We start from the raw sequence: 21,264 nt of genomic DNA, 5'->3' as shown, positions 1-21,264 counted from the left end.
CGCGGAGCACGACGGCTTCCCTGACGCGTCAGGCCGCGCGCGGCACCGACTGCAGCGCCGCGTACGCGCGCTGCGGCCCCGCACCGTCGGACAACGCCGCGCTGAGCGCCCGCAGGCGTTCCCGGGGTTCTCCCGAGAGCCCCAGCAGCGTCACGGCGGCCTGTCGCAGCGCATCCGGGCCGGCGGTGTTGGGGTCGAGAGAGCGCCCGAAACCGGCGTCGTCGAGGGCTGCGGCCCCGGCGAACTGGTCGGTGGAGAACGGCAGCACGAGCAACGGCACACCCGCCGTCATGGCCTCGGTGACCGAGTTGTTGCCGCCGTGCGTCACGGCCAGGGCCGCGTGCCCGAGCACCGTCACCTGGGGCAGGAATGCGCGCACCAACCAGGAATCCGGCACCGGGCCCAGCTCGGCCGCATCGGTGGAGCCCACGGCGATCGCCACCCGCACATCGAGGCCGCGCAGGGCCTCCGCCACGCGGGCGAGGACATCGCCGCGCACCGACAGGAAGCTGCCGAAGCTGACGTAGACCAGCGGGCGGTCGTCGCCGGAGGCCAGCCAGGCGGACACCTCGGGGTCGTCGGCCTCCGAACGCACAGCGGAGCCGAGGAAGGCGTGCTCGGGCAGTAGCGCGGTGCGCTCCGCCGAGTGCAGCTCGGCCGGATAGTTCAGCAGCAGCACGTCTCCGGTCTCGGTGAAGGCGTCGCCGCTGGGCGGGGCCGTCGGGTCCAGCTGCAGCAGGGCGTCGTTCCACTGCAGCGTGAAGTCGTCGCGTACCCGTTCGCAGAGCAGCCGCAGCTGCACAAGCTCGAGCGGGTCCGGGGTGAACGCATCCGGCCAGGTTGACGGGTAGCCGTAGACCTCGTCCCCCAGGGGCAGGGCGGTGGGATGCCCGAGCACGACGTCGGCGTGCCGCACTCCTGCGCTGATCAGGGCGAGCCTGGCGCTGAAGGCCAGGTGGTCCACGATCACCTGGTCGGGCTGCACCTCGGCCACGATGCGCTGCACCTCGCGAGCCACGGCCACGGGGTTCCAGAGCAGGTCGCTGCTGCGGGCCTCGGCCTGGAACCGGAGGGTTTCCACCAGGCCCACCCGGGTGGCGTCGAAGAAGCCGCGCAGTGCGTCGTCCTCGCCGGTGGGCTGGTCCTCGGCGCGGATGGTGCCGGGGTTCGACCCGCGGCCCAGCTGCAGGTTCACCCGTTCGAAGCCGAAGTCGGCCACGATGCCGGCCGTGGCCGGCCCACTGGCCACCACCACACGCTCACCTCTGCTGCGCCAGGCGGTGCCGAGGGTCGCGAGTGGGAACAGGTGCGACGCGTAGTCGGGGCTGATGATCAGGAGGGTCACAGGGCGCTCAACGCCCAGTCGAGAGCCTGCTGCGCTTCGGCCACCGAGTGGTAGACCTCCGCGAGGGTGCTGGCCATGGCCTGGATGGCGAAGGTGCCTGCGACCATGTCGGCGGCGCGCTGGGCGAATTCCTCGCCGAACGGGCCGGCTGCCAGATCGAGCGCCTGGGTGATGCCGTCCGAGAGCTGGGCAGCATCGGCCGTGTTCACCAGGATGCCGGTGGTGCCGTCTTCCACGTAGGTGGCGGGTCCGCCCGCGTCAGGCGCCACGACGGTCAGTCCCGTCGCCATCGCCTCGAGCAGCGCGATGCCGAATTCCTCCTTCATGCTCGCGCACACGTAGACGCCGTTGGGCGCCGCCAGTCCGGGCCGGCCGTACCGGGCGGCCGCCAGCCAGCGGGCCACCGCATCGTTGGCCCGGTGTCCTGCGAGCAGCAGACCGTGGTCGGCGGCTGCGTCCAGTGGCACCGCGGTGCCGATCAGGTTGAGCTGCCCGCGTTCGTCGAAGGAGGGGTTCTCGAGGTCGCCGCCCACGATCAGCAGGTTGCACCGCTCGCGCAGGGCCGCGTCGTCGGCCCAGGCGTGCACGAGAGTGGCCATGCCCTTCACCCGGTGCAGCCGGCCCACCGTGATAGCGAGCGGCAGCTGCCGCCGGTGCTCGGGCAGAGTGGCCAGCAGCGCGTCGAGGTCGGCGAAGTCGGCCGGGTCGGCCGCGATCGCCGTGGCCACGGACCGCTCGATCACGGTGAGGTCGATGCCTTCCGCGACCACGGAGTGTCGCTCGGGGTGCGCGGTGATGTCGATGCCCACGAGTTCGCGCATGTCGCGCTCCAGTTCGGGGCGCGGGAAGAGCACGGTGTGCGCGGCGTCGGCCGAGATCCGCTGCACCAGCCGGGCCCGGAACCAGAAGTGTTCCACCTCGTCGACGGAGCCGAAGTTGGCGCGGGTGAGGGAGCCGGCGGCATCCATCGCGTTGATCACACTGTGCGGGTCTGGGGCCACCGTGAAGACCACCGGGATCTCCAGTTCACGAGCCACGGAGGAGGCCGCCAGGGTGCCCACGTCGGCCATCCGGAGGTGCAGCACGTCGACGCTGCCCGCGGCGCGCAGAATCCGGCGGATGCCGCGCTGCACGGCCACGCGCCGCGGCCACGCATCGGCCGAAGAGATGGGCGCCCCGAGGAACGGGACTGTCGCGAAAGCGTGCCCGGAGAGCGTCGAGCTCACCTCGGGCAGGCAGGCCAGGGCGTCGGCGGGGCCGCCGCGCGACAGTGTCAGCACGCGGTCGACGCTGCTGCCGGTCCGGTCGGTGTCGAGCCGTGCCGAATCGAGCGGGTGAGCATCCACCTGGCCGGCCGGGGAATATGCCGCCCCGCCGCCAGCCACGAGGGCATCGCCCAGGCGCACCAGCAGAGTGGCGATTCCGCCGTTGTCACCCGAGCCCACCTGGCTGAGTTCCCGGTCGATATCGGCGTGCAGGAACAGCTGCGCCACGGTCTGCCCGCTGCTCCACGGCGCGCGCGGGTAGGCGGGCACGGTGAGGTCCAGCAGGGCGAGGCGGGCCACATCGGCGAGGTCGTCGTCGCCGCGGGCCAGGTCGGTCACGACGGCGACGTTGGCGTCGGTGGCCGGGAAGTCGCCCAGGGCGGCCACCGCCGCGGCCCGGGGGTCGAGGGCCTCGGTCGGGTCGGCCGCGATGCGGCGTAGCATCCGCTGCGGGATGCGGCCGCCGATGAGGCCGATCGTCTCGACGAGACGGGCACGGGCGGCCGGTTCGGCCACACCGAGCATGGCGCCTTCGGCCGCCAGGGCCACGTGCTCGGGCACGGACGCCGCCCACTGCTCGAGGGTGCGCTGGGCGATCATCCCGGAGAAGCCGCCGGCCACCACCATGCGGAACAGCCCGGCGATGGCGTCGAAGCGCGGCAGCCGGGTGACGAAGGCCCAGGCGGCGTGCTCGCGCAGGAACGCGGAGTCATGCTCGAGCAGCGAGACCAGCACGTCGTCGGCGGATTCGTCGAAGACCTGGGCCAGGGCATGCACGGCCGCGATGGCGGTGAGCTGGTCGGTCGGATCGAGCGCGGCCTGGGCCAGCAGCCTCACGGCGCGGTTGCCGCCATCGCGGGTCGCGGCGATGGTGAGGTCGTCCGCAGCGCGGATACCGGCCAGGATGCCGCCTGCCTGTCGCATCGAATCCAGCGTCGTGTGAGTTCCCACGATGTCTCCCTCTTGGCGGCGGGCCGCCCATCATCGCAGCGCAGCAGGGCCCGCGCCGGTTGTGAGGCACCGGGGTGGCAGCGCTGCCATCCGTGGTGACCCGTCGATTTCTCACGTCATCGATCATGCCGATCGAGTGGTTCGTCTTCTATTCGGAGCCGTCCCCGAAAGAGGCTGCCCCGAAAGCGATATTCTGCCACGTTGCCGGGGTTCGCGAGTGGTCGAATCAATTTGATCAGGGCATTGGCAGGTTGCCAGCCCCACGGTCGGGAATCGCACGGAGGAACCGTCCCCGGTTCAGAACACGATTCCGGCCGATGCCGTCAGGCCGCCGTCCACCGCGAGGGTCGTGCCCGTCACGTACGATGCCGCCGGCGAGAGCAGAAAAGCCATCGCCGACGCGACCTCGCGGGCATCCGCGAGCCGGCAAGGTTCGGCGCCGCCGGGTCAGTGAGTGAAGCCGGGCTGGTGCTCCTCCACGGGCATGGGGCCGTCCAGCCGGTCGAGGTACGCGGTCTCTTCGCTGATCGCGGTCAGCAGCCGCGACGCGAGGTCGAGGCTCAACCCGTTCCGCACCACGATGCGCTGCACGATGCGGTCCGAGAGGTCGTCGGGCATCGGATAAGCGGGCACCAGCCAGCCGCGCGCACGCAACCGGTCGGACAGGTGGAAGAGGTTCCACTTGTCGGTGTGCCCCTCGGCCAACCGCCACGCGAACACCGGGATGTCGGAACCGTCGCTCACCAGGGTGAACGCACCGTGCTCTGCGATGCCCTTCGAGAGGTACATCGCCACGTCCTGGGAGGCCTGTTGCACCATCCGGTAGCCCTCGAAGCCGAGCCGCAGGAACAGGTAGTACTGCAGCAGCACCTGGGCTCCGGGCCGCGAGAAGTTGAGCGCGAGGGTCGGCATGTCGCCGCCCAGGTAGCTCACCCGGAAGATCAGGTCCTCAGGCAGGAGGTCGGGGCTACGCCAGACCACCCAACCCAACCCCGGGTAGACCAGGCCGTACTTGTGCGCCGAGGTGCTGATCGAGTGCACCCGCTCCAACCGGAAGTCCCACACCAGGTCCGGCTGCAGGAACGGGGCGATCATGCCGCCGGATGCCGCGTCCACGTGGATGGGTACGTCCAGTCCCGTGCGCGCCTGGATCTCGTCGAGGGCCGCGGCGATCTCCTGCACCGGCTCGTAGATGCCCGTGTAGGTCACCCCCATGATCGCGACGACACCGATGGTGTTCTCGTCGACGTAGTCGGCCAGGTCGTGGCCGTCCAGGCACGGATGCTCGTCCGTCACCGGCACGAGGCGCATCTCGACGTCCCAATAGTTGCAGAACTTCTCCCAGCAGACCTGCACCGCACTGCTCATCACCAGGTTGGGTTTCTCCGTGGAGAGACCGGCAGCGCGACGGGCCTGCTGCCAGCGTCGCTTGAAGGCCAGTCCGCCGAGCATGCAGGCCTCCGACGACCCGATCGTGGAGGTACCGATGGTGGTGCGCGGCTCGGGCGCGTGCCAGAGGTCGGCGATGATGTGCCAGCAGTAGTCCTCGATGGCCGCCGTCTGCGGGTACTCGTCCTTGTCGATCATGTTCTTGTCGAAGGACTCGGTGTACAGCCGTCTGGCCTGGTCGTCCATCCAGGTGCTCACGAACGTGGCCAGGTTGAGCCTGGAGATCCCGTCGAGCTTGATCTCGTCGTGGACGATCTGGAAGGCCGTGTCCGGCCCCATCATGGTGTCACCGAGCGTATATCGCGGGGCGAGCGTGGCCTCCCCCGGCCGGGCGAACAGTGGATTGACCTCGAGGAACTCCGGATTCGTCGACATGCAAGACAGAGTGCCCCCACCGTGCCGCCCGGTCTACCCCGAACCGGCATCCTGCCCGAACCGGCGTGCCAGACCCGGCCCGGCCGGCCGGGTCCGCTGGCATGTGTCGGAGGAGTGACGTACACTCCGGTTGTCGAACATTTGTTCGATCCTCCAGTTTCGAAAGGCTGCCATGCCCCAGATTATCGACACCGCGGTGCAGGTCGAACTCTCCGCAGACGGCGACCCCCTGGCCTTCGTCTGGGATCGGTTCGAACACACCATCATCGGGCAGCCGCAGGCCGTCTTCACCCGCACCCGCTGGTGGGAGGACGCGGGCACCCCACCCGGATCGACACCGAACTCTGGCGTGTGGATGCCGCGCGCGGCGGCGAGGATCAGCACCGTTACGACCTGCGCCACGATGCCGACGGCACCTGGGTGCTCTCGCTCGACTGGGGGTGATGCGCCCGTGAGTTTCCCGCACCTGCACGTTGCCAGCGCCTACTCCACCCATTACGGGGTGACGCTGCCCGAGGCCTTGGCCGGGCAGGCCGCAGCCGACGGGGCGACCTTTCTGGCCGTCACCGACCGTGACGGTCTCTACGGAGCGGTGAAGCATGTGCGCGCCTGTGTCGCGGCGGGCATCAGCCCGGGCCTCGGCGCCGAGCTCGCGGTGCACCACGACGACGACCTCGGTGCGCTCGGCCGGGTCGTGGTGCTCGCGCACGGCGGCGGCACCGGGCGCGGCTACGCGGCCCTGTGCCGGGCGGTGTCCAGCGCCCACGAGACCCCGGTGCGGCTGGCGGGCCAGCAGCCGAGCATCTCCCGGCGCCGGCTGGCCGAGCTCGCCGGCCTGAACTCACTGACGGTGCTGCTCGGCCCGCTGTCGGATGTGGGCCTGGCGGTGGGGCGACGGGACACCCCGCAGGCCCGGGCCGGCCTGGCCGACTGGGTGCGCGAGATGCCGCCAGGGTCGCTCGTGCTCGAGGTGGTCTGCCACCTCGCCGAGCCGGGCACCCCCGGCAGCGTCGCGCCCGCCACCCGCATGCTCGCCCTGGCCGAGTACGCCCAGCTGCCCGCGGTGCTGAGCAACGCCGTGCGCTACGGCACGCCCGACGAGGCGGTCACGGCCGACCTCGCCGACGCCGCCCGGCATCTCACCCCGCTCGCCCAACTCGGCGGGTCGCAGGACACCGAGCTGCAGGTGAACGGGCAGGCCTGGCTCAAACCCGCCGCAGCCATGCGCCAGGTGGCCCGCATGGTGGTCGACGCCGGCCAGCACAGCGACGGTGCGCTGGCCCGGCTGCTGCGGGACACCCACGACCTGGCCGAGCGCTGCGTGCTCGACCCGGTCGCCGACATCGGCCTCGGCCGCCCCGGATGCCAGAGGCGAGCGTCATCGGCATCACCGGCGACCCGCTCACCGAGCTGTGGGCGCGCGCCCGGAGCGGCATCGACCAGCGGTACGCCGATGCGGGCCGACCGGCCCTCGGCTCCGCCCACGACAGGCTCGCCCACGAGATGGCCACCGTCGAGAGTCTCGGTTTCGCCAGCTACTTCCTCACCGTCGCCAAGGTGGCCGACATCGTCCGAGGCATGGGCATCCGCATCCAGGCCCGCGGCTCCGGGGTGGGCTCGGTGCTCAACTACGCCCTGCACACCTCCTCGGTCGAGCCCATCGGCAACGGCCTGCTCTGGGAACGCTTCCTCTCCCCCGAACGCCAGACCCTGCCCGACATCGACCTCGATGTGGAATCGTCCCGCAGGCACGACATCTACCGCACGATCTTCCAGACCTTCGGCGGCGCCCGGGTGTCGCTCATGTCGATGACCAACGCCTACCGCGGTCGCGGAGCCGTGCGCGACGCCGGGCTGGCGCTCGGCATGCCCGACACCCAGGTGGCCACGATCGCCAAGCAGATGTGGCGCTTCAACGCCCGAGACTTCCGCGCGGCGCTGGCCGAGAAGCCCGAACTCGAGGAGCTGGCCGCCGAGGTGCGCGAGTCGGCCCAGCTCGACCTGCTCGTCGACCTCACCGCCCGGCTGGACCGGCTGCCCAGGCACATCTCGGTGCATCCGTGCGGGGTCATCCTCTCCGACGCCTCCCTGCTCGACCGCACCCCGGTGCAGGCGTCGGGCATGGGCCTGCCGATGTCGCAGTTTGACAAGCACGACATGGACCCGATGGGCCTGATCAAGCTCGACATCCTCGGGGTGCGCATGCAGTCGGCCATGGCGCACGCGGTCGAGGAGCATCACCGGCTCACCGGCGAGCACATCGACCTCGACCGGGTGCCGCTGGACGACCCGGCCACCTTCGAACTCATCCGCTCCACGCGCACCCTGGGAATCTTCCAGATCGAGTCGCCCGGCCAGATGGAGCTGGTGGGCAAGCTGCAACCCGAGGAGTTCAACGACCTCACCGTCGAGATCTCACTGTTCCGGCCCGGCCCGATGAAGAACAACATGCCGCTGAAATACCTGCAGGCCCGGCACGGCGAGGTCGCCCCCGACTACATCCATCCGCGCTTCGAGGCCATTCTCCGGGAGACCAAGGGCGTCGTCATCTTCCACGAGCAGGTGATGCGCCTCTTCCACGAGCTCACCGACTGCGGCCTCGGCTACGCCGATGTGCTGCGCCGTCATCTCGGCCGGCCCGACCAGTTGCCTGTCATCGAGGCCTATGTGCGCGAACGGGCCCTCGCGCGCGGATTCGACACCCTGACGATCGACCGGGTCTGGACCGTACTGGCCGGTTTCGGCAGCTTCGGCTTCGCCAAGGCCCACGGGGCAGCATTCGCGCTGCCCACCTACCAGTCGGCCTGGTTGAAGACCCACCATCCGGCTCCCTTCCTGGCCGGACTACTCACCCACGATCCAGGCATGTGGCCCAAAGACCTGCTGGTGGCGGAGGCCCGGGTGCTCGGCGTGCCGGTGCTCGGTCTCGACGTGCAACGCAGCGCCCTGGACTACCGGGTGGAATCCGTCGGCTCGGGCCAGGGCATCCGGATGCCGCTACCCGAGCTGTCTGGTTCGAGCGAAGCCGAACGCGCCCGCATCGTTCGGCACCAGCCGTTCAGCTCTCTGCAGGACTTCCGCGACCGGGTGCGTCCCCGCCGGCGCACCTTCGAGGCCCTGGCCCGGATCGGCGCGCTCGACAGCTTCATCGACCACGACCGCACCCGGCGGCACGAACTGCTCGCGCACATCCAGTCGCTGCGGGGTACGGCCATCACGATAGCCGACGACCAGCTCGCCTTCGAGGTGCCGCTGCCGGTTCTCGACTATGAGGGCGCGCGGTTCGACGCCGTCACCTCCCTCCAATTGCGCGGACGCACCCAGAGCGACCTCGAACTGCTCGACACCGGGCTGGCCGTGGCCGACCACCGGATGCGCAAGTTCTACCCCCTGTTCGCCGAGCTCGGGGTGACCCCCGCGTCGGCGCTGGCGACGCTGCCCGGAGGAACCGATGTGCTGCTCGCGGGCGTGCGCCGGGCCACCAACACCCCGCCCATGCGGGGCGGACGCCGGGTGGTCTTCGTGAGCCTGGACGACGGGACCGGACCGGTGTCCAACGTGGTGTTCTTCCATGACGCCCAGGAACGCATCGGCGCCGGGGTCTTCCAGACCGAGCTGATGCTGGTGCGCGGCCGCACCCGTCGGTCGGGAGCCCGCGGGGTCTCGGTGACCGGCGAGGGCATGTGGGATCTGGTCACGGTGGCCAGGGACAAGGCCAGGGAGCGCGCCCAGGCGACCAAGGCGGCCCGGGCGAGCGCCCTGCTGGACGGCCAGACCGACACCGCGCCGGCCAGCGGGGACGCTGCGGCTGCGGCCGGAGCGGAGCGGACCCGGCCGGCCCGAACGGCCGGGATCGCACCGTTCGACCTGTGGTCGACGCAGACCGCCTAGCGCTCAGCCCGGCCTCGACCGGACACCTCAGCCGGATGGGGCCGGGGCGTCCGGGGCCGGCGGTTCGGGTGCCGGGGGTTCGGGCGCGGGCGGCTCGGGAGCGGGCGGCTCCGGCGCCGGTGGCTCGGGGGCCGGCGGCGCGGGAGGAGCGGGCGGCGCCGGCGGATCGGGTGTGACAGGGCCGGGATCCACGGGACCGGTGCTGTCGTTGTTTTCGGTGTCCGTCGGCTCCGGCTCGACGGGCACCCCGGCGAACGGGTCACCACCGTACTTCGCGTTCGCGACCGACATCACGTCCGGCCACATCCGGTGCCGCGCCGTGGCGGCGGGCCCGCTGGCGAACCGGATCGCCCGCTGGTTGGCCTCGCCCGTCACGGTGACGACGCCCACCACGGTAGCCACCTTGCTGCTCGCACCGCTCATCCAGGTGTTCTTCGCGTTGTCGGTCGTTCCCGTCTTGCCGAACATCGGCACCCGCGGCGAGGTGGCCGAGTTCGATTGCACCGCCGTTCCCTCGGTCATCACCCGGCTCAGGGCTGAGATCATCTGCGTCGCCGTGCCCGGGGTCACCGACGCCGTGCACGTCGGTGACGGGATGGGGACCTCGGCGCCGTCAGAGCCGACCATCCGGTCGATCACGAGCGGGCTGCAGGTGACCCCCTGGTTGGCGATGCCCGCGAAAGCCACGGCCATGGTCAGCGGCGCGATCTCGTTGGTGCCGATCACCGATGCGGCGCTCTGGCTCAGCGGGTCGACGTCGGCGCGGTGCACCCCGAAAGCCTCGGCCATCTTGCGGATGCCGCACAGGTCGAGGCGTTTGGCCATGCCGATGAAGCCCGTGTTGATCGATCCGATGGTGGACTCGAGCGCGCTGTAGTTACCACCGGACTCGTCGGCGTCGTTCTTGGGGCTCCAGCCCTCCGCGTCGTAGTTCTGCGGGCCCAGGCAACTGTCGGTGAAGGTGCCCCAGCGCGACTTGGGCGCGGAGTCGACCCGTTCGCTCAGCGAGTGGCCCGTGTTCAGCCACTCGGCGAGGGTGAAGACCTTGTAGGTCGATCCGGGTTGGAACCCGCTGGAGCCGCCGGCGTTGAAATCGGTGTTGTAGTTCACGCTGGTCCAGTTGTCGCCAGTGGCCAGCACCTCGGGGTCCTGGCTGTAGTCCTTGTTCTGCGCCATCGCGAGCACCCGGCCCGTGCCCACCTGCACGCTCGAGATGACGCTGCCCACGTCCCAGCCCGCCACCGACTTGGGCACATTCGCGTTCAGGGTCGCGACCGCCGCATTCTGAAGGTCGAGGTCGAGGGTCGTGTAGACGTCGAAGCCGCCGCGACGGATGTTGGTGATGCGGGCATCCGCGTCGTCACCGAAGACGGGGTCGTTCGCCAGCACATAGATGACGTAGTCGCAGAAGTAGGCGTTGGCCAGTGCGGTCTGGCAGCCGGTGCTTGGCTCGTGGATCGTGGGCTCGATGGGCGCCGCGACGGCCTCGTCGTAGGCGGCCTGGGTGATCTTCTGGTACGTGAGCATCGCGCCGAGGATGTAGTCACGCCGTTGCCGGTTGTCGCTGTAGCCGTTGGCGGCCCCGTTGGTCTCGCTCTCCGGCTTGTCCAGGCGGAACTTGTCCGGGTTGTTCACGATGGCCACGAGGCTGGCCGCCTGGGAGAGGGTGAGGGTGGCCGCCGTGCTGCTGTAGTAGTAGTCGGCCGCCGCCTCGATGCCGTAGACCCGGCCGCCGAAGCCCGCGATGTTCAGATACTGCCGCAGGACGTCGTTCTTCGCGTATTTCTTCTCCACCCCGATGGCCAGCCGCATCTCCTTGAGCTTGCGCGCCACCGACGTGACCGTGGCCTCGTCGTAGCAGCTCTGGATCTCGTCGTCGGTGGGCAGCATCTCGCACTTCTGCACGAGCACGTTCTTGACGTACTGCTGCGTGATCGACGAGCCGCCCTGGACGTTGCCGTGCAGTGTCGTCGTGACCGCGCCGCGCACGGTGCCCTGCAGGTCGACACCGCCGTGTTCGTAGAACCGGGGATCCTCTCCGGCGACCGCAGCGTCCTTGACGTTCTGGCCGATGTCGTCCCAGCCCACCTCGACCCGGTTCTGGTCGTAGAGCGTGGCCAGCAGCACGGGGCTGCCGTCGAAGGCGGTGGCGTAGATGTTGCTGCGCTGGGCGAGCGGTTCGATGTCCAGGTAGTCGGGCAGGGTCTCGAAGACGCCGATGGTGTCGGTCGCGGTCATTCCGGTCAACGCCACGACCGGGGTCAGGCCCACCGTGACCAGCAGACCGGCTATCGCACTCGTTGCGACGAGCCCCACGACTCCGCCGAACACTCCCCCGACCGTTCGCGGCGGGGTGACCCCGGTTCCGTTGGTTCCGTCCGTCCCATTCGACACCATAGCCGTCGAGTCCTGCCCTTCCGCCGGCTAGGTCTGAGGCCTGCAACGGCCCACGCCGGTGAACCAGCGAGCACCGGTAGCTCCACTCAAAGCCGAGCGTCGTCCCGGCGCTAGGGGCTTGCCGAAGCCCCCGAACGGGGCACCATATGGCTCCGCACAAGCGGTCGCCGACGACGTGCGGCAGGCCCACCGGCACGACCGGGATGCGCCCCGCGAGTTAGAGTGGCGTGTCAGGTTCTCAGGAGGAAAAATGGCCGGTCCCGCTATGCCCAATGTGCCCACCAGGCGAAACGTCAAGCTGCTCACCGACGCGATCGCAACCCTGGAGTCGGGCAGCTCGGTCAGCGCGATGTTCCTGACCAAGCGGTACGGCGCGTTCACGATCGAGGGAACGGCCTTCATCTCCGCCTCGGTCAAGACCCTCACCATCGGTGGTCGCTCCATCGAGCAGAACCTCAAGCCGCACAAGTCCCTGCAGGCCCTGACGGCGACGCCGGAGGCCGCCTCCCCGAACAGGAGGACGGTGAGCCGGCGCCCGCTGCGACCGGTGCCGAGGCGCACGCCGCCGAGGCGGGCGCCGGCCCGGCCGTGCAGCACGGCGACCTCATTTCGGCCCGGTTCGTGGACCCGGCCTACGGGATGTTCACGGTCACCGGCGTCGGCGTGGCATCCGCGGTCAGCGATGTGGTGCTCGTGGGCGGCTGGTTTGTGAGCCAGGCCGGCACGAGCGCGCCCCGCCTGGTGGATCTCGAGATCCTCGCGGAGAACGGCACCCACGAGTATCCGCTTCCGCCGCGGATCGCGAGCTGGGGCGACGACTCAGAGGGCGCCACCGAGTACTAGTCCAGACATCACCGCTCGTCACCCACCCGGACGGTCCTGGCTAGCCGGTCGTCACCGCTATCGGGTCGTCACCGTGAGCACGGGTGAGACCGGAGCGGCGCTGGCGGCCACTTGCACCCCGACGCGTGCCGTCTGCCCCGCAGGGACCACTGCTGCCCAGTCGGAGCCGGTGCAGGTTATCGAGGTCTTGGCCGTGAGCGTGCAGGTCATCCCCCAGGCGTTGACGATGCTGGTGGCTTTGGTGTCGGGCCAGGTCGCCGTCCAGCCCGTCACCCCGGTGGTGCCGGTGACGAGGAGCTCGGTGACGTAGCCGACGCTCCAGGCATTCTGCAGTTGCCACGCCACGGTGGCTCCGGCAGCGGCGGTCGGCGCGGTCGTGGGTGTCGCCGTCGGGGTAGCTGAGGGCTTTGGGGTGACGGTGGGCTTCGGCGTCGCTGTGGGCTTCGGGGTGACGGTGGGCTTCGGCGTCGCCGTCGGCGTGACGGTGGGCTTCGGTGTGACGGCGGGCTTCGGCGTCGGGATGGGCGTGGCGCTGGCGGTCGGGGTGGGCGCCGGTGCCGGGATCGGCGTGGTGGCGCCACTCGTCACGAGCGGCGCGAGGGCGGCGAGCTTGGTGGCCTGCGGGGTGACCCAGTCGTCGGCGACGATCCCGCCGGTGTCGCCGCTGTTGGGATTGAACGACCAGTAGGCGAAACTCGTCTTGTTCGCGGCCAGATAGCCCACGAGCGCGCTCATCCACTGTGTGTCTGAGGTGGTCTCCAGCTTGCTGCCGAACTCCCCCACGAGCACGGGAGCGATGCCGTTCTTGCTGATGTAGCCCCAGTTCGCGTCCCAGACCGAGGTGAGGTTGGCCGGGTAGGTGCTGGCACTGAACCACTTCTGAGCGTAGACGGATGCTGGGTAGTCGTGGGGCGAGTACACCACGCGGTTCGGCACCGTGAGGGTGACGGGTTTCGCAGCGACGCCGCTCAGGCCACCGCCCCACCAGGTGGAGGTGCCGGATGCCTGGTTCTCGATTCCTTCGACCAGGATCAGCAGGTTGGGGTTCACGGACAGCACGGCGTTGCCGCCGCGAGTCGCCGCGGCCTGCCAGTCGGTCTCGGGGTTGCCGCAGCCCCAGCAGGCAGGTCCGTGCGGCTCGTTGTGCAGGTCGACGCCGATCACGGTCGGGTCGTTCCGGTACCGGGCGGCCAGCGCCTGCCAGTCGGCGATCCAGCGTGCCTCGCTGTACTGCGCGGTGTACCAGAGCTCCGACTGGGCGCCGGAATCGGGCCGGTGCCGGTCGAGGATGACGGTGAGTCCGGCGGCCGCGGCCTTGCTCACGACGATGTCGAGCAGCTCCTGCGGCGTCGTGTCCACCAGGTCGGGATTGACCGCGTAGTTGATCGAGCTCGTGGCGGGTGCCGCAAGGCACTCATTCGAGAACGGCAGCCGCAGGGTCGTGAATCCCATCGCTTTGATCTGCGCCAGTCCGGACGCGAGCGAAATGGTCCAGAGGCCGTGCGGGGCGCAGTTCGACGTCTCCATGCCGAACCAGGACACGCCCTTGATCACGTAGGGAGCGCCGGAGGCGGTCAGGATGGTGCCACCGGACGTGTGCAGCCAACCGGGCGTCGTGGGAGTCGCCGCCGTGGCCGTGACCGCTGTGGAGACCGCATCGGTGACTCGCGCCGCTGCCGCTGCCGGTGAGGCTGCTGCTGCAGAAGCCGTGGCGGGTGAAACGGATGCGGCCGCCGTACCGGTCAGCAGGACGGCACCGAGAACCAGCGCGACCAGACCGGTTCGCGCGCGTGAGTGAAGGATCTCGCTCATGGGTCCCCCAAAAGTGATGCCCAGGATAGCCGTGCCAAGGATCGGGGGTATCCCCTCGCTCAGGATAGGGGCTCGAACCGCCCCGCGGCAACGGCAGGCGCCGGTCGTCGAGGGCGGAAACGACGAACGACCGGCAGCCGAGACTGCCGGGTCGTTGACGAGGTGTGACGACTACGCGCGAACGCCCGTGGCCGTGGTCTTCTGGGGCCAGGCCGGAGCGAGGGTCAGGATGGCCCAGCCGAAGAGGCCGGACAGGACGCCCATGCCCATGGCGAAGGCCGAGACGCCGAACGAGACGACCGAGGTGAACAGCGAGGTCCGCAGGAACGAGGCGTTCATGACCGTCGCGCGCAGCGGGTCATCCTGCTCGAGCTCGGCGTACGTCTTGTTGTCGGCCATCTTGAGGGCGTGGTGGTTGATGATGGTCGCCTGCGCGTAAGCGGAGAACGGGCCGACCACGGGTGCGCCGGCGAGGAACTCGGCGTCCTCGGAGACGGTGATGTTCTCGGCGGCGAGCTGCGAGCTCACGACGCCCCAGACGACGCCGCCGCCGACGATCATGACGATTGCACCGAGAATTCCGGCCCAACCAATGAGCTTGACGACCTTGGTCTTGGTGGCGCTCAGGGCCGTGGCCGGAACTGTTGCTGTTGACACGATGTTGCCTTTCGTTGTGAATCTGAAGATATCCACAGTCTGGCAGCAACCTGTTTTCCCAGTCAGGGTACAAAGTCCCTGGCTTCGAATTCGTAACACTATTTGTGCTGGTCAAAGCCAAATCGGCTTCACGCATTTATATGCGTAAAGCCGATATCCCCCGTGTGTCGCGGGCGCCGGGCCCGTATCGCCTGGCAGAAGGCCCCAGAAGCGGACGACTAGAAGACGGTCAGTCCCCGGGCTTCGAACTGGCCGCGCACGCGGTTCAGCAGCTCGTTCTCCGGCGGGTGCACGCCGTGCAGGGGGTACGGGATGCTCAGTCGGTCCCACTTGTCCTCGCCCATCTGGTGGAAGGGCAGCACCTCCACACGCTCCACGTTGGGCCAGGACTTCACGATGTCCACGACGGCTTCGACGTTGTCGACGGCGTCGGTGAGTCCGGGCACCAGGACGAAGCGCACCCAGACCGGGATGCCCCGCTCGGCGAGCCGGTCGCCGAAGGCGATGGTGGGCGCGAGTTCGCGGCCGGTGACGGTCTTGTAGGTGTCGGGCAGGCCCGACTTCACGTCGAGCAGAACCAGGTCGACGTTGTCGAGGAGTTCGTCCGAGGCGCTCTTGCCGAGGTAGCCGGAGGTGTCCAGGGTGGTGTGCACGCCCAGGGCGTGCGCCTCCTTGAACATCCGCTTCACGAAGGCGGGCTGCATGAGCGGTTCGCCGCCCGAGATGGTGAGGCCGCCGTTGGTGGCCTTGAAAACGCCGAGGTACCGGGTCATCCTGGCGACGAGTTCGTCGATGGGCGTGACCAGCCCGTCGCGCATCTTCCAGGTGTCCGGATTGTGGCAGTACTGGCAGCGCAGCAGGCAGCCGGAGAGAAACAGGGTCATGCGGGTTCCGGGGCCGTCGACGGCGGTCACCAGCTCCCAGGAGTGCACACTGGCGACGGTGCCTTCCCGGATGGCCTTCATCTCGAGGGTATGCAGTTCGGCCTTGCGGTCGGCGTCGTTGAGGGCGCTGACGTCGTCGGAGACGGGCGCCGACAGGTCGACGTGCTCTCCGGAAAGTTCTACAACAGGACAGGCAACGCTAGGGAAGCCGAGGTTGATCGCGGTCATGGTCTCGTCCTACCTAGCGTTGCCGGTCATGTGTTAAGGGTGTTTTTTAGTGCGAGTGGAACGTGCGGCTGATGACATCCATCTGCTGCTCGCGGGTGAGGCGGACGAAGTTCACGGCGTAACCGGAAACACGGATCGTCAGCTGCGGGTAGTTCTCCGGGTGCAGCATGGCGTCTTCGAGGGTCTCTTTGTTGAGCACGTTGACGTTCAGGTGGTAACCGGTGGCCGACGTGAACGCGTCGAGCAGGCCGACCAGGCTGGTGATCTGCTCGTCCTTGGTGTGGCCGAGGCCACTCGGAACGACAGTGTTGGTCAGCGAGATGCCGTCCTGGGCTTCACTGTACGGAAGCTTGGCGACACTGAGTGCCGACGCGAGCATACCGTGCGTGTCGCGGCCGTTCATCGGGTTGGCACCCGGTGCGAACGGCTCACCCTTGCGGCGACCATCGGGCGTGTTGCCGGTGGCCTTGCCGTAGACCACGTTGGACGTGATCGTCAGGATCGACTGGGTGTGGATCGCGTCGCGGTAGGTCGGGTGCTTGCGGATCATCGTCATGAAGCGTTCCATGACGTCGACCGCAATGGCGTCGACCTTGTCGTCGTCGTTGCCGAAGGTGGGGAATTCGCCCTCGACGGTGTAGTCGACAACCAGGCCGGTCTCGTCGCGGACCGGACGGACCGTGGCGTACTTGATGGCGGACAGCGAGTCGGCGACCACGCTCAGGCCGGCGATGCCGCAGGCCAGGGTGCGGATGATTTCCTTGTCGTGCAGTGCCATCTCGAGGCGTTCGTACGCGTACTTGTCGTGCATGTAGTGGATGCAGTTCAGCGCGGTGACGTAGGTCTCGGCGAGCCACTCGAGGGTCTCGAGGTAGGCCGGGAAGACGGTGTCGTAGTCGAGGATCTCGTCGGTGTTCGGCGCGGTGGCCGGGGCGATCTGCTTGCCGGACACCTCGTCCTTGCCGCCGTTGATCGAGTACAGCAGCGCCTTGACGGCGTTGACGCGGGCTCCGAAGAACTGCATCTGCTTGCCGACGCGCATCGGGGAGACGCAGCATGCGATCGCAGCGTCGTCACCCATCTCGTTGCGGATGAGTTCGTCGGACTCGTACTGGATGGCCGACGTGTCGATCGAGACCTGGGCGCAGAAGCGCTTGAAGCCCTCGGGCAGCTTGTCGCTCCACAGCACGGTCAGGTTCGGCTCGGGTGCGGGGCCCACGTTGTAGAGGGTCTGCAGGAAGCGGAACGCCGTCTTGGTCACGAGCGGGCGGCCGTCTTCACCGATGCCGGCGAGCGACTCGGTAACCCAGGTGGGGTCTCCGGCGAAGATCTCGTCGTACTCCGGGGTGCGGAGGAACCGCACGATGCGCAGCTTGATGACGAGGTCGTCGATGAGTTCCTGGGCACCGGACTCGGTCAGGGTTCCGGCAGCGAGGTCGCGCTCGATGTAGGCGTCGAGGAAGGCCGCGTTGCGGCCGAACGACATTGCCGCACCGTTCTGCTCCTTGACCGCACCGAGGTAGGCGAAGTACAGCCACTGAACGGCTTCCTTCGCGGTGGTGGCGGGCTTGGTGATGTCCGAGCCGTAGCTGGCTGCCATCTGGGCGAGTTCCTTGAGGGCCCGGATCTGCTCCGAGTTCTCCTCGCGGGCACGGATGATGTCCTCGGTCGAGGGCTCCATGTCCAGTTCGGCGCGGTCGTTCTTCTTGCCGGCGACCAGGGCGTCGATGCCGTACAGGGCCACGCGACGGTAGTCACCGATGATGCGGCCGCGGCCGTAGGCATCCGGAAGACCCGTGATCAGGTGGCTGCTGCGCGCACGACGCACACCGGGAGGGTAGACGTCGAAGACCGCGGTGTTGTGGGTCTTGCGGTAGTCGGTGAAGATCTTCTCGAGCTCGGGCGACACGGGGTAGCCGTAGGTCTCGAGCGAGGTGGCGACCATGCGCCATCCGCCGAAGGGCATGATCGCGCGCTTGAGCGGCGCGTCGGTCTGGAGGCCGACGATGACCTCGTTGTCCTTGTCGATGTAACCGGGCTTGTGCGCGGTGATGGACGAGGGCGTCGTGGCGTCGATGTCATAGACGCCCTTCTCACGCTCGACGGGGAACATCGCGGACAGCTTGGCCCAAATGCCTGTGGTGCGCTCGGTGGGGCCTTCGAGGAAGCTTGCGTCGCCGGTGTACGGCGTGTAGTTGCGCTGGATGAAGTCGCGCAGGTTGATCGAGTCCTGCCACGGGCCGCTGACGAATTCAGCCGGGCCTGCTTCTGCGAGACCGCGCTGGTCGCTTCTGATGCCATCTGTAACGGTCATATGGATTGCTCTCCTTGTAGGATCGAGGCTTTCCCGCTGACTGGGTGTTTATCCCACCAGTCGGGCCACGAGAGCAGGACCACGAGGTACCAGCTAGTGCCACGGTGCCGGTGGTTCGCCCTCTGTTGTGAACACTACTCTCCGGTTCGGCAGCTGAACCGGGACCTTGGTCCCGTATTCACCTCCCCTTGGGGGGTGCCGCCGGCGGGTATGCGCGCGGTCGCGCGCGCGACCATCGGGGGCCGTCGGAGCAGCCGTCTGGCTACTCGACGGGTGGCTCCCCCGACGCCTCCAGGGGCGGCTCGGGTGCCGGCCCGCCGCGGTCGATGGAGTGCAGCCGGAACTGGCGCACCGGGCGCGCCGTGGTCGCGGCGCAGGTGCTGAGGAGCGGCTCGGAGAGCGTCTCGACGACGCGGACGGTGACCGGCTGGACGGCCGGCGCGGGTGCGGGCCCTGCGGATGTGTGATCGAAGTAGACACTGTGCACTCCGACCGACTCCGTCCAGGACCGGTAGGCGAAGGCGTCCACACGGTCGTCCCCGAATTCCCCGGCGGCGAAGGCGGCCGCGGCCTGCACGACGTTCGGCAGCGAACTGCGGCCGCGGAAACGGCCGGGTTCGATCAGTCCGGCCCGATACCTGTCGATGAGGGCTGGGGCCTCCTGGGCGCTCATCCGGCCGTAGTACAGGCCGTGCGGGAAGAGGATGAGCGTGGCCGCGAACCTGTCGCCGCCCAGATGGGAGCATTCCCAGGTGGCGTCCGGGTGGGCCAGCGCGAGCGCTGTGACCACCGGGCGCCCGCGGACCGCGCAGCACTGGTCGTGGCGGGCGTGCGTGCACACGCAGATGAGCGGCTCGGTCGACGGCTCGCCGCCGGCCCCGTCCAACGGCACCGTGAGGAGCTCGGCGGGGTCGGACACCGCGCCCCAGCGGATCTGCTCGTGGCCGGGCCGGGCATCCACCGCTGCCCACCGCCAACTGGCCTGGGCCCGCCGCTCGTGGGCGGTGCGGCCGGTGCGGCGGATGGCCAGCGGTCGGATACCGGCGGACTCGATCCGGGTGACCAATGCCCGACCGAGCGCCGGTTCGAGCGGGGACTGCAGGAACGCGTGGGTGCCCCACGCCCCGTCGATCTCCACGAGGAACCACCGCTCGCCGTAGCCGGCGGTGCCGGGCAGCGGGTCGTCGCGTTCGAGGGACCTGTCGCTGCAGGGCAGCCAGCCGAGGGCCGGTTCGGTCGCCCGGGCCGCGTCGGCGGGATCGGTCGGCCCTCCCGCCTGCTGGCTCACCGCACGACCAGAACGCCCTCGCGCACGAGGCGCCGGGCGACGACCAGGGACGACGCCGAGTCCAGCCCGGCCAGGCCGCCGGCCTGCGTGGTCTGGCCCGTGAGCACCTGGGCGAGGGCGTCAGCAGCCTCCGCCGGCAGCGTCACGCGTTTGCCCGGCAGCACGAGCGACACGGTGCCGGCATCCGTCCCGTGATCGAGCCTGGCATCGAGCTGGCGGCGCAGGCTCACCGTCGTGGCCTCGTGCAACGCGGCCGCCGCAGCGCTCGTGGCGAGCGGGGCGATCGGTTCGGGCCTGGCCGAGTCACGCACCCTCGTGTGCAGGCGCCGCCCGACGGTGTCGCCCAGGTCGTGGTGCTCGCCCTGGGCGTAGCGGGTCAGGTCGTCGACGGCGGCGCGCACCAGCGCGGCGACCGTCGCCGCATCCGTGAGGTCGACGCCCACCGGCAGCGCCGCGCGCAGCGTCTCGTCGGCGGTCGCGCTGGCCAGGGCCTCGCGCAGCACGTCGTGCCGGGTGAGGGCGGCAACCCCGATGGTCAGGTGGATGGAAGTGCCACCCAGAGCCGTCGCGGAGTGGATCCAGCCGCGAGGGAGGTAGAGCACGTCACCGGGCCGGAAGACCTCGTCGATGGCCGGCACCTTCTCTGCCGCACCCTCGACCGCTGCGCGATGCCCGGTCCACGGCTGGTCGCGCAGCGGCCGGGCATGAACGGGCGGGTGGATGCGCCAGCGCTTCTCCCCCTGCACCTGGATCACGAAGACGTCGTGCACGTCGTAGTGGGGATCGAATCCCCGCTCGGCGGCCGGGGTGATGTAAGCGTTCACCTGCACCGGATGGCCCAGATCGGCTGCGAGGGCGCGGGCGAATTCGGCCAGCGGCGGCCACGTGCGATGCAGCCCCTGCAAGACCAGGGTGGCGCCGCCGCTGAGTTCGTCGAGCACCTTGTCGGCGCTCACCTGGTCGGCGATCTCGGCGCCCAGCCCCCCTGGCGCCGTGTAGCGCGCGGGGTCAAGCAGCACACCGGCCCTGGCCATCCGGGCGAACGGGTGCGAAGGCCCCTTCCGGCGACGAGGTCGTCGACGGCGTCGGCGCTGAACAGGTCGCCAAGCCCGTCGCCCAGTTCGGCGGCGCGGGTGAACAGCGCCGTCTGGTCCCAGTATGCGGCGGCGAACGCCTCCGGCGAGACGGGCAGCAACCGCGCAAGCGCGGGCCGATCACTCGGCCCGCGCTGCCCGGCGCTCATCAGACGGATCCGTCGGCGCCGCCGTCGTGCCCTTCCGGATTGGCCCCGCCGTCGGCAGTGCCCTCTCCCGATGCGGAGCCGTCGGCGCCGCCGTCGTGACCGGAGGGGTTTGCTCCCCCGTCTGCGGTGCCTTCGCCGGCGTCCGCCGAACCGTCGGCGCCGCCGTCGTGGCCCTCAGGGTTGGCCCCGCCGTCGGCGGTGCCCTCGTTCGGGTCCAGGCCAGATGTCGTGATGTCGTCGTCGTTGATGCCCACTGCAAACCTCCATAGCCAGTGCAGGGCGCCGGCTGACGCCCACTCGCGATAGTACGTCGCCGACCGGG

13 protein-coding genes and 2 pseudogenes are annotated in these 21,264 nt (G+C 69.5%); 3 read left to right on the top strand and 12 right to left on the bottom strand.

From position 1 onward, the window contains the following. Window positions 1–28: 28 nt before the first annotated feature. From KY500_RS05330 to KY500_RS05315, 4 genes and pseudogenes are all read right to left on the bottom strand, one after another. Window positions 29–1,345, bottom strand: a complete 1,317-nt coding sequence (locus KY500_RS05330) for a glycosyltransferase (protein WP_219902644.1) — start codon at window positions 1,343–1,345, stop codon at window positions 29–31. Next, complete coding sequence (locus tag KY500_RS05325) at window positions 1,342–3,534, bottom strand: glycosyltransferase (protein WP_255579816.1); 2,193 nt, start codon at window positions 3,532–3,534, stop codon at window positions 1,342–1,344. The genes KY500_RS05330 and KY500_RS05325 overlap by 4 nt, the downstream gene beginning before the upstream one ends. Before the next feature lie 324 nt (window positions 3,535–3,858). Next, window positions 3,859–3,975, bottom strand: a pseudogene (locus KY500_RS05320) (SDR family oxidoreductase); the annotation flags it as partial. A 33-nt stretch (window positions 3,976–4,008) separates the two neighbouring features. Then, on the bottom strand, window positions 4,009–5,385 hold the full coding sequence (locus KY500_RS05315) for a glutamate decarboxylase (protein ID WP_219902641.1): 1,377 nt from the start codon (window positions 5,383–5,385) through the stop codon (window positions 4,009–4,011). A gap of 172 nt (window positions 5,386–5,557) precedes the next feature. On the opposite strand from KY500_RS05315, the pseudogene KY500_RS19185 reads away from it, so the two are divergent. Both KY500_RS19185 and KY500_RS05310 read left to right on the top strand, forming a co-directional pair. Continuing rightward, a pseudogene (locus KY500_RS19185) lies at window positions 5,558–6,298 on the top strand (PHP domain-containing protein); the annotation flags it as partial. Between the two features lie 449 nt (window positions 6,299–6,747). After that, the gene (locus tag KY500_RS05310; protein WP_255579815.1) at window positions 6,748–9,276 is read left to right on the top strand and encodes a DNA polymerase III subunit alpha; all 2,529 of its coding nucleotides are present in this window, start codon (window positions 6,748–6,750) and stop codon (window positions 9,274–9,276) included. Window positions 9,277–9,303: 27 nt separating this feature from the next. Here the strand turns inward: KY500_RS05310 and KY500_RS05305 are convergent, their stop codons facing one another. Further along, window positions 9,304–11,673 carry a transglycosylase domain-containing protein gene (locus KY500_RS05305; RefSeq protein ID WP_219902639.1) on the bottom strand — a complete coding sequence of 790 codons (2,370 nt, stop codon included), beginning with the start codon at window positions 11,671–11,673 and terminating at the stop codon, window positions 9,304–9,306. Between the two features lie 588 nt (window positions 11,674–12,261). Between KY500_RS05305 and KY500_RS05300 the strand changes: the two genes are divergently transcribed. Then, a complete protein-coding gene (locus tag KY500_RS05300) occupies window positions 12,262–12,516 on the top strand; it encodes a hypothetical protein (protein ID WP_219902638.1) in 255 nt (84 codons plus the stop codon). 57 nt (window positions 12,517–12,573) lie between these two features. On the opposite strand, the gene KY500_RS05295 is transcribed toward KY500_RS05300, so the two are convergent. The 7 genes from KY500_RS05295 to KY500_RS05265 all read right to left on the bottom strand — a co-directional run bounded on the left by KY500_RS05295 (window position 12,574) and on the right by KY500_RS05265 (window position 21,196). Then, a complete protein-coding gene (locus tag KY500_RS05295; protein WP_219902637.1) occupies window positions 12,574–14,328 on the bottom strand; it encodes a glycoside hydrolase family 5 protein in 1,755 nt (584 codons plus the stop codon). A gap of 171 nt (window positions 14,329–14,499) precedes the next feature. Then, window positions 14,500–14,985 carry an aromatic ring-opening dioxygenase LigA gene (locus KY500_RS05290; RefSeq protein WP_219902636.1) on the bottom strand — a complete coding sequence of 162 codons (486 nt, stop codon included), beginning with the start codon at window positions 14,983–14,985 and terminating at the stop codon, window positions 14,500–14,502. 218 nt (window positions 14,986–15,203) lie between these two features. Beyond that, the gene (gene pflA, locus KY500_RS05285; protein ID WP_219902635.1) at window positions 15,204–16,097 is read right to left on the bottom strand and encodes a pyruvate formate-lyase-activating protein; all 894 of its coding nucleotides are present in this window, start codon (window positions 16,095–16,097) and stop codon (window positions 15,204–15,206) included. Window positions 16,098–16,143: 46 nt separating this feature from the next. Next, window positions 16,144–18,411: a formate C-acetyltransferase gene (pflB, locus tag KY500_RS05280; RefSeq protein ID WP_219902634.1), complete on the bottom strand. Its 2,268-nt coding sequence runs from the start codon at window positions 18,409–18,411 to the stop codon at window positions 16,144–16,146. A gap of 262 nt (window positions 18,412–18,673) precedes the next feature. After that, on the bottom strand, window positions 18,674–19,699 hold the full coding sequence (locus KY500_RS05275) for a sucrase ferredoxin (RefSeq protein WP_219902633.1): 1,026 nt from the start codon (window positions 19,697–19,699) through the stop codon (window positions 18,674–18,676). After that, window positions 19,696–20,733, bottom strand: coding sequence for a cupin domain-containing protein (locus tag KY500_RS05270; protein WP_219902632.1), 1,038 nt, complete (start codon window positions 20,731–20,733; stop codon window positions 19,696–19,698). The genes KY500_RS05275 and KY500_RS05270 overlap by 4 nt, the downstream gene beginning before the upstream one ends. 208 nt (window positions 20,734–20,941) lie before the next feature. Further along, the gene (locus tag KY500_RS05265; RefSeq protein WP_255579814.1) at window positions 20,942–21,196 is read right to left on the bottom strand and encodes a BatC protein; all 255 of its coding nucleotides are present in this window, start codon (window positions 21,194–21,196) and stop codon (window positions 20,942–20,944) included. Window positions 21,197–21,264: the final 68 nt, after the last annotated feature.

The sequence above is a fragment of the Cryobacterium sp. PAMC25264 genome (assembly GCF_019443325.1).
Lineage (GTDB): Bacteria > Actinomycetota > Actinomycetes > Actinomycetales > Microbacteriaceae > Cryobacterium.
This window is presented reverse-complemented; position numbering and strand designations above follow the sequence as displayed.

Bases quoted from the DNA above. Each gene is read 5' to 3' on its own strand.
- pflB (WP_219902634.1), bottom strand. From the start codon at position 18,411: ATGACCGTTACAGATGGCATCAGAAGCGACCAGCGCGGTCTCGCAGAA.
- KY500_RS05315 (WP_219902641.1), bottom strand. From the start codon at position 5,385: ATGTCGACGAATCCGGAGTTCCTCGAGGTCAATCCACTGTTCGCCCGG.
- KY500_RS05295 (WP_219902637.1), bottom strand. From the start codon at position 14,328: ATGAGCGAGATCCTTCACTCACGCGCGCGAACCGGTCTGGTCGCGCTG.
- KY500_RS05305 (WP_219902639.1), bottom strand. From the start codon at position 11,673: ATGGTGTCGAATGGGACGGACGGAACCAACGGAACCGGGGTCACCCCG.
- KY500_RS05270 (WP_219902632.1), bottom strand. From the start codon at position 20,733: ATGGCCAGGGCCGGTGTGCTGCTTGACCCCGCGCGCTACACGGCGCCA.
- pflA (WP_219902635.1), bottom strand. From the start codon at position 16,097: ATGACCGCGATCAACCTCGGCTTCCCTAGCGTTGCCTGTCCTGTTGTA.
- KY500_RS05325 (WP_255579816.1), bottom strand. From the start codon at position 3,534: ATGCGACAGGCAGGCGGCATCCTGGCCGGTATCCGCGCTGCGGACGAC.
- KY500_RS05310 (WP_255579815.1), top strand. From the start codon at position 6,748: ATGCCAGAGGCGAGCGTCATCGGCATCACCGGCGACCCGCTCACCGAG.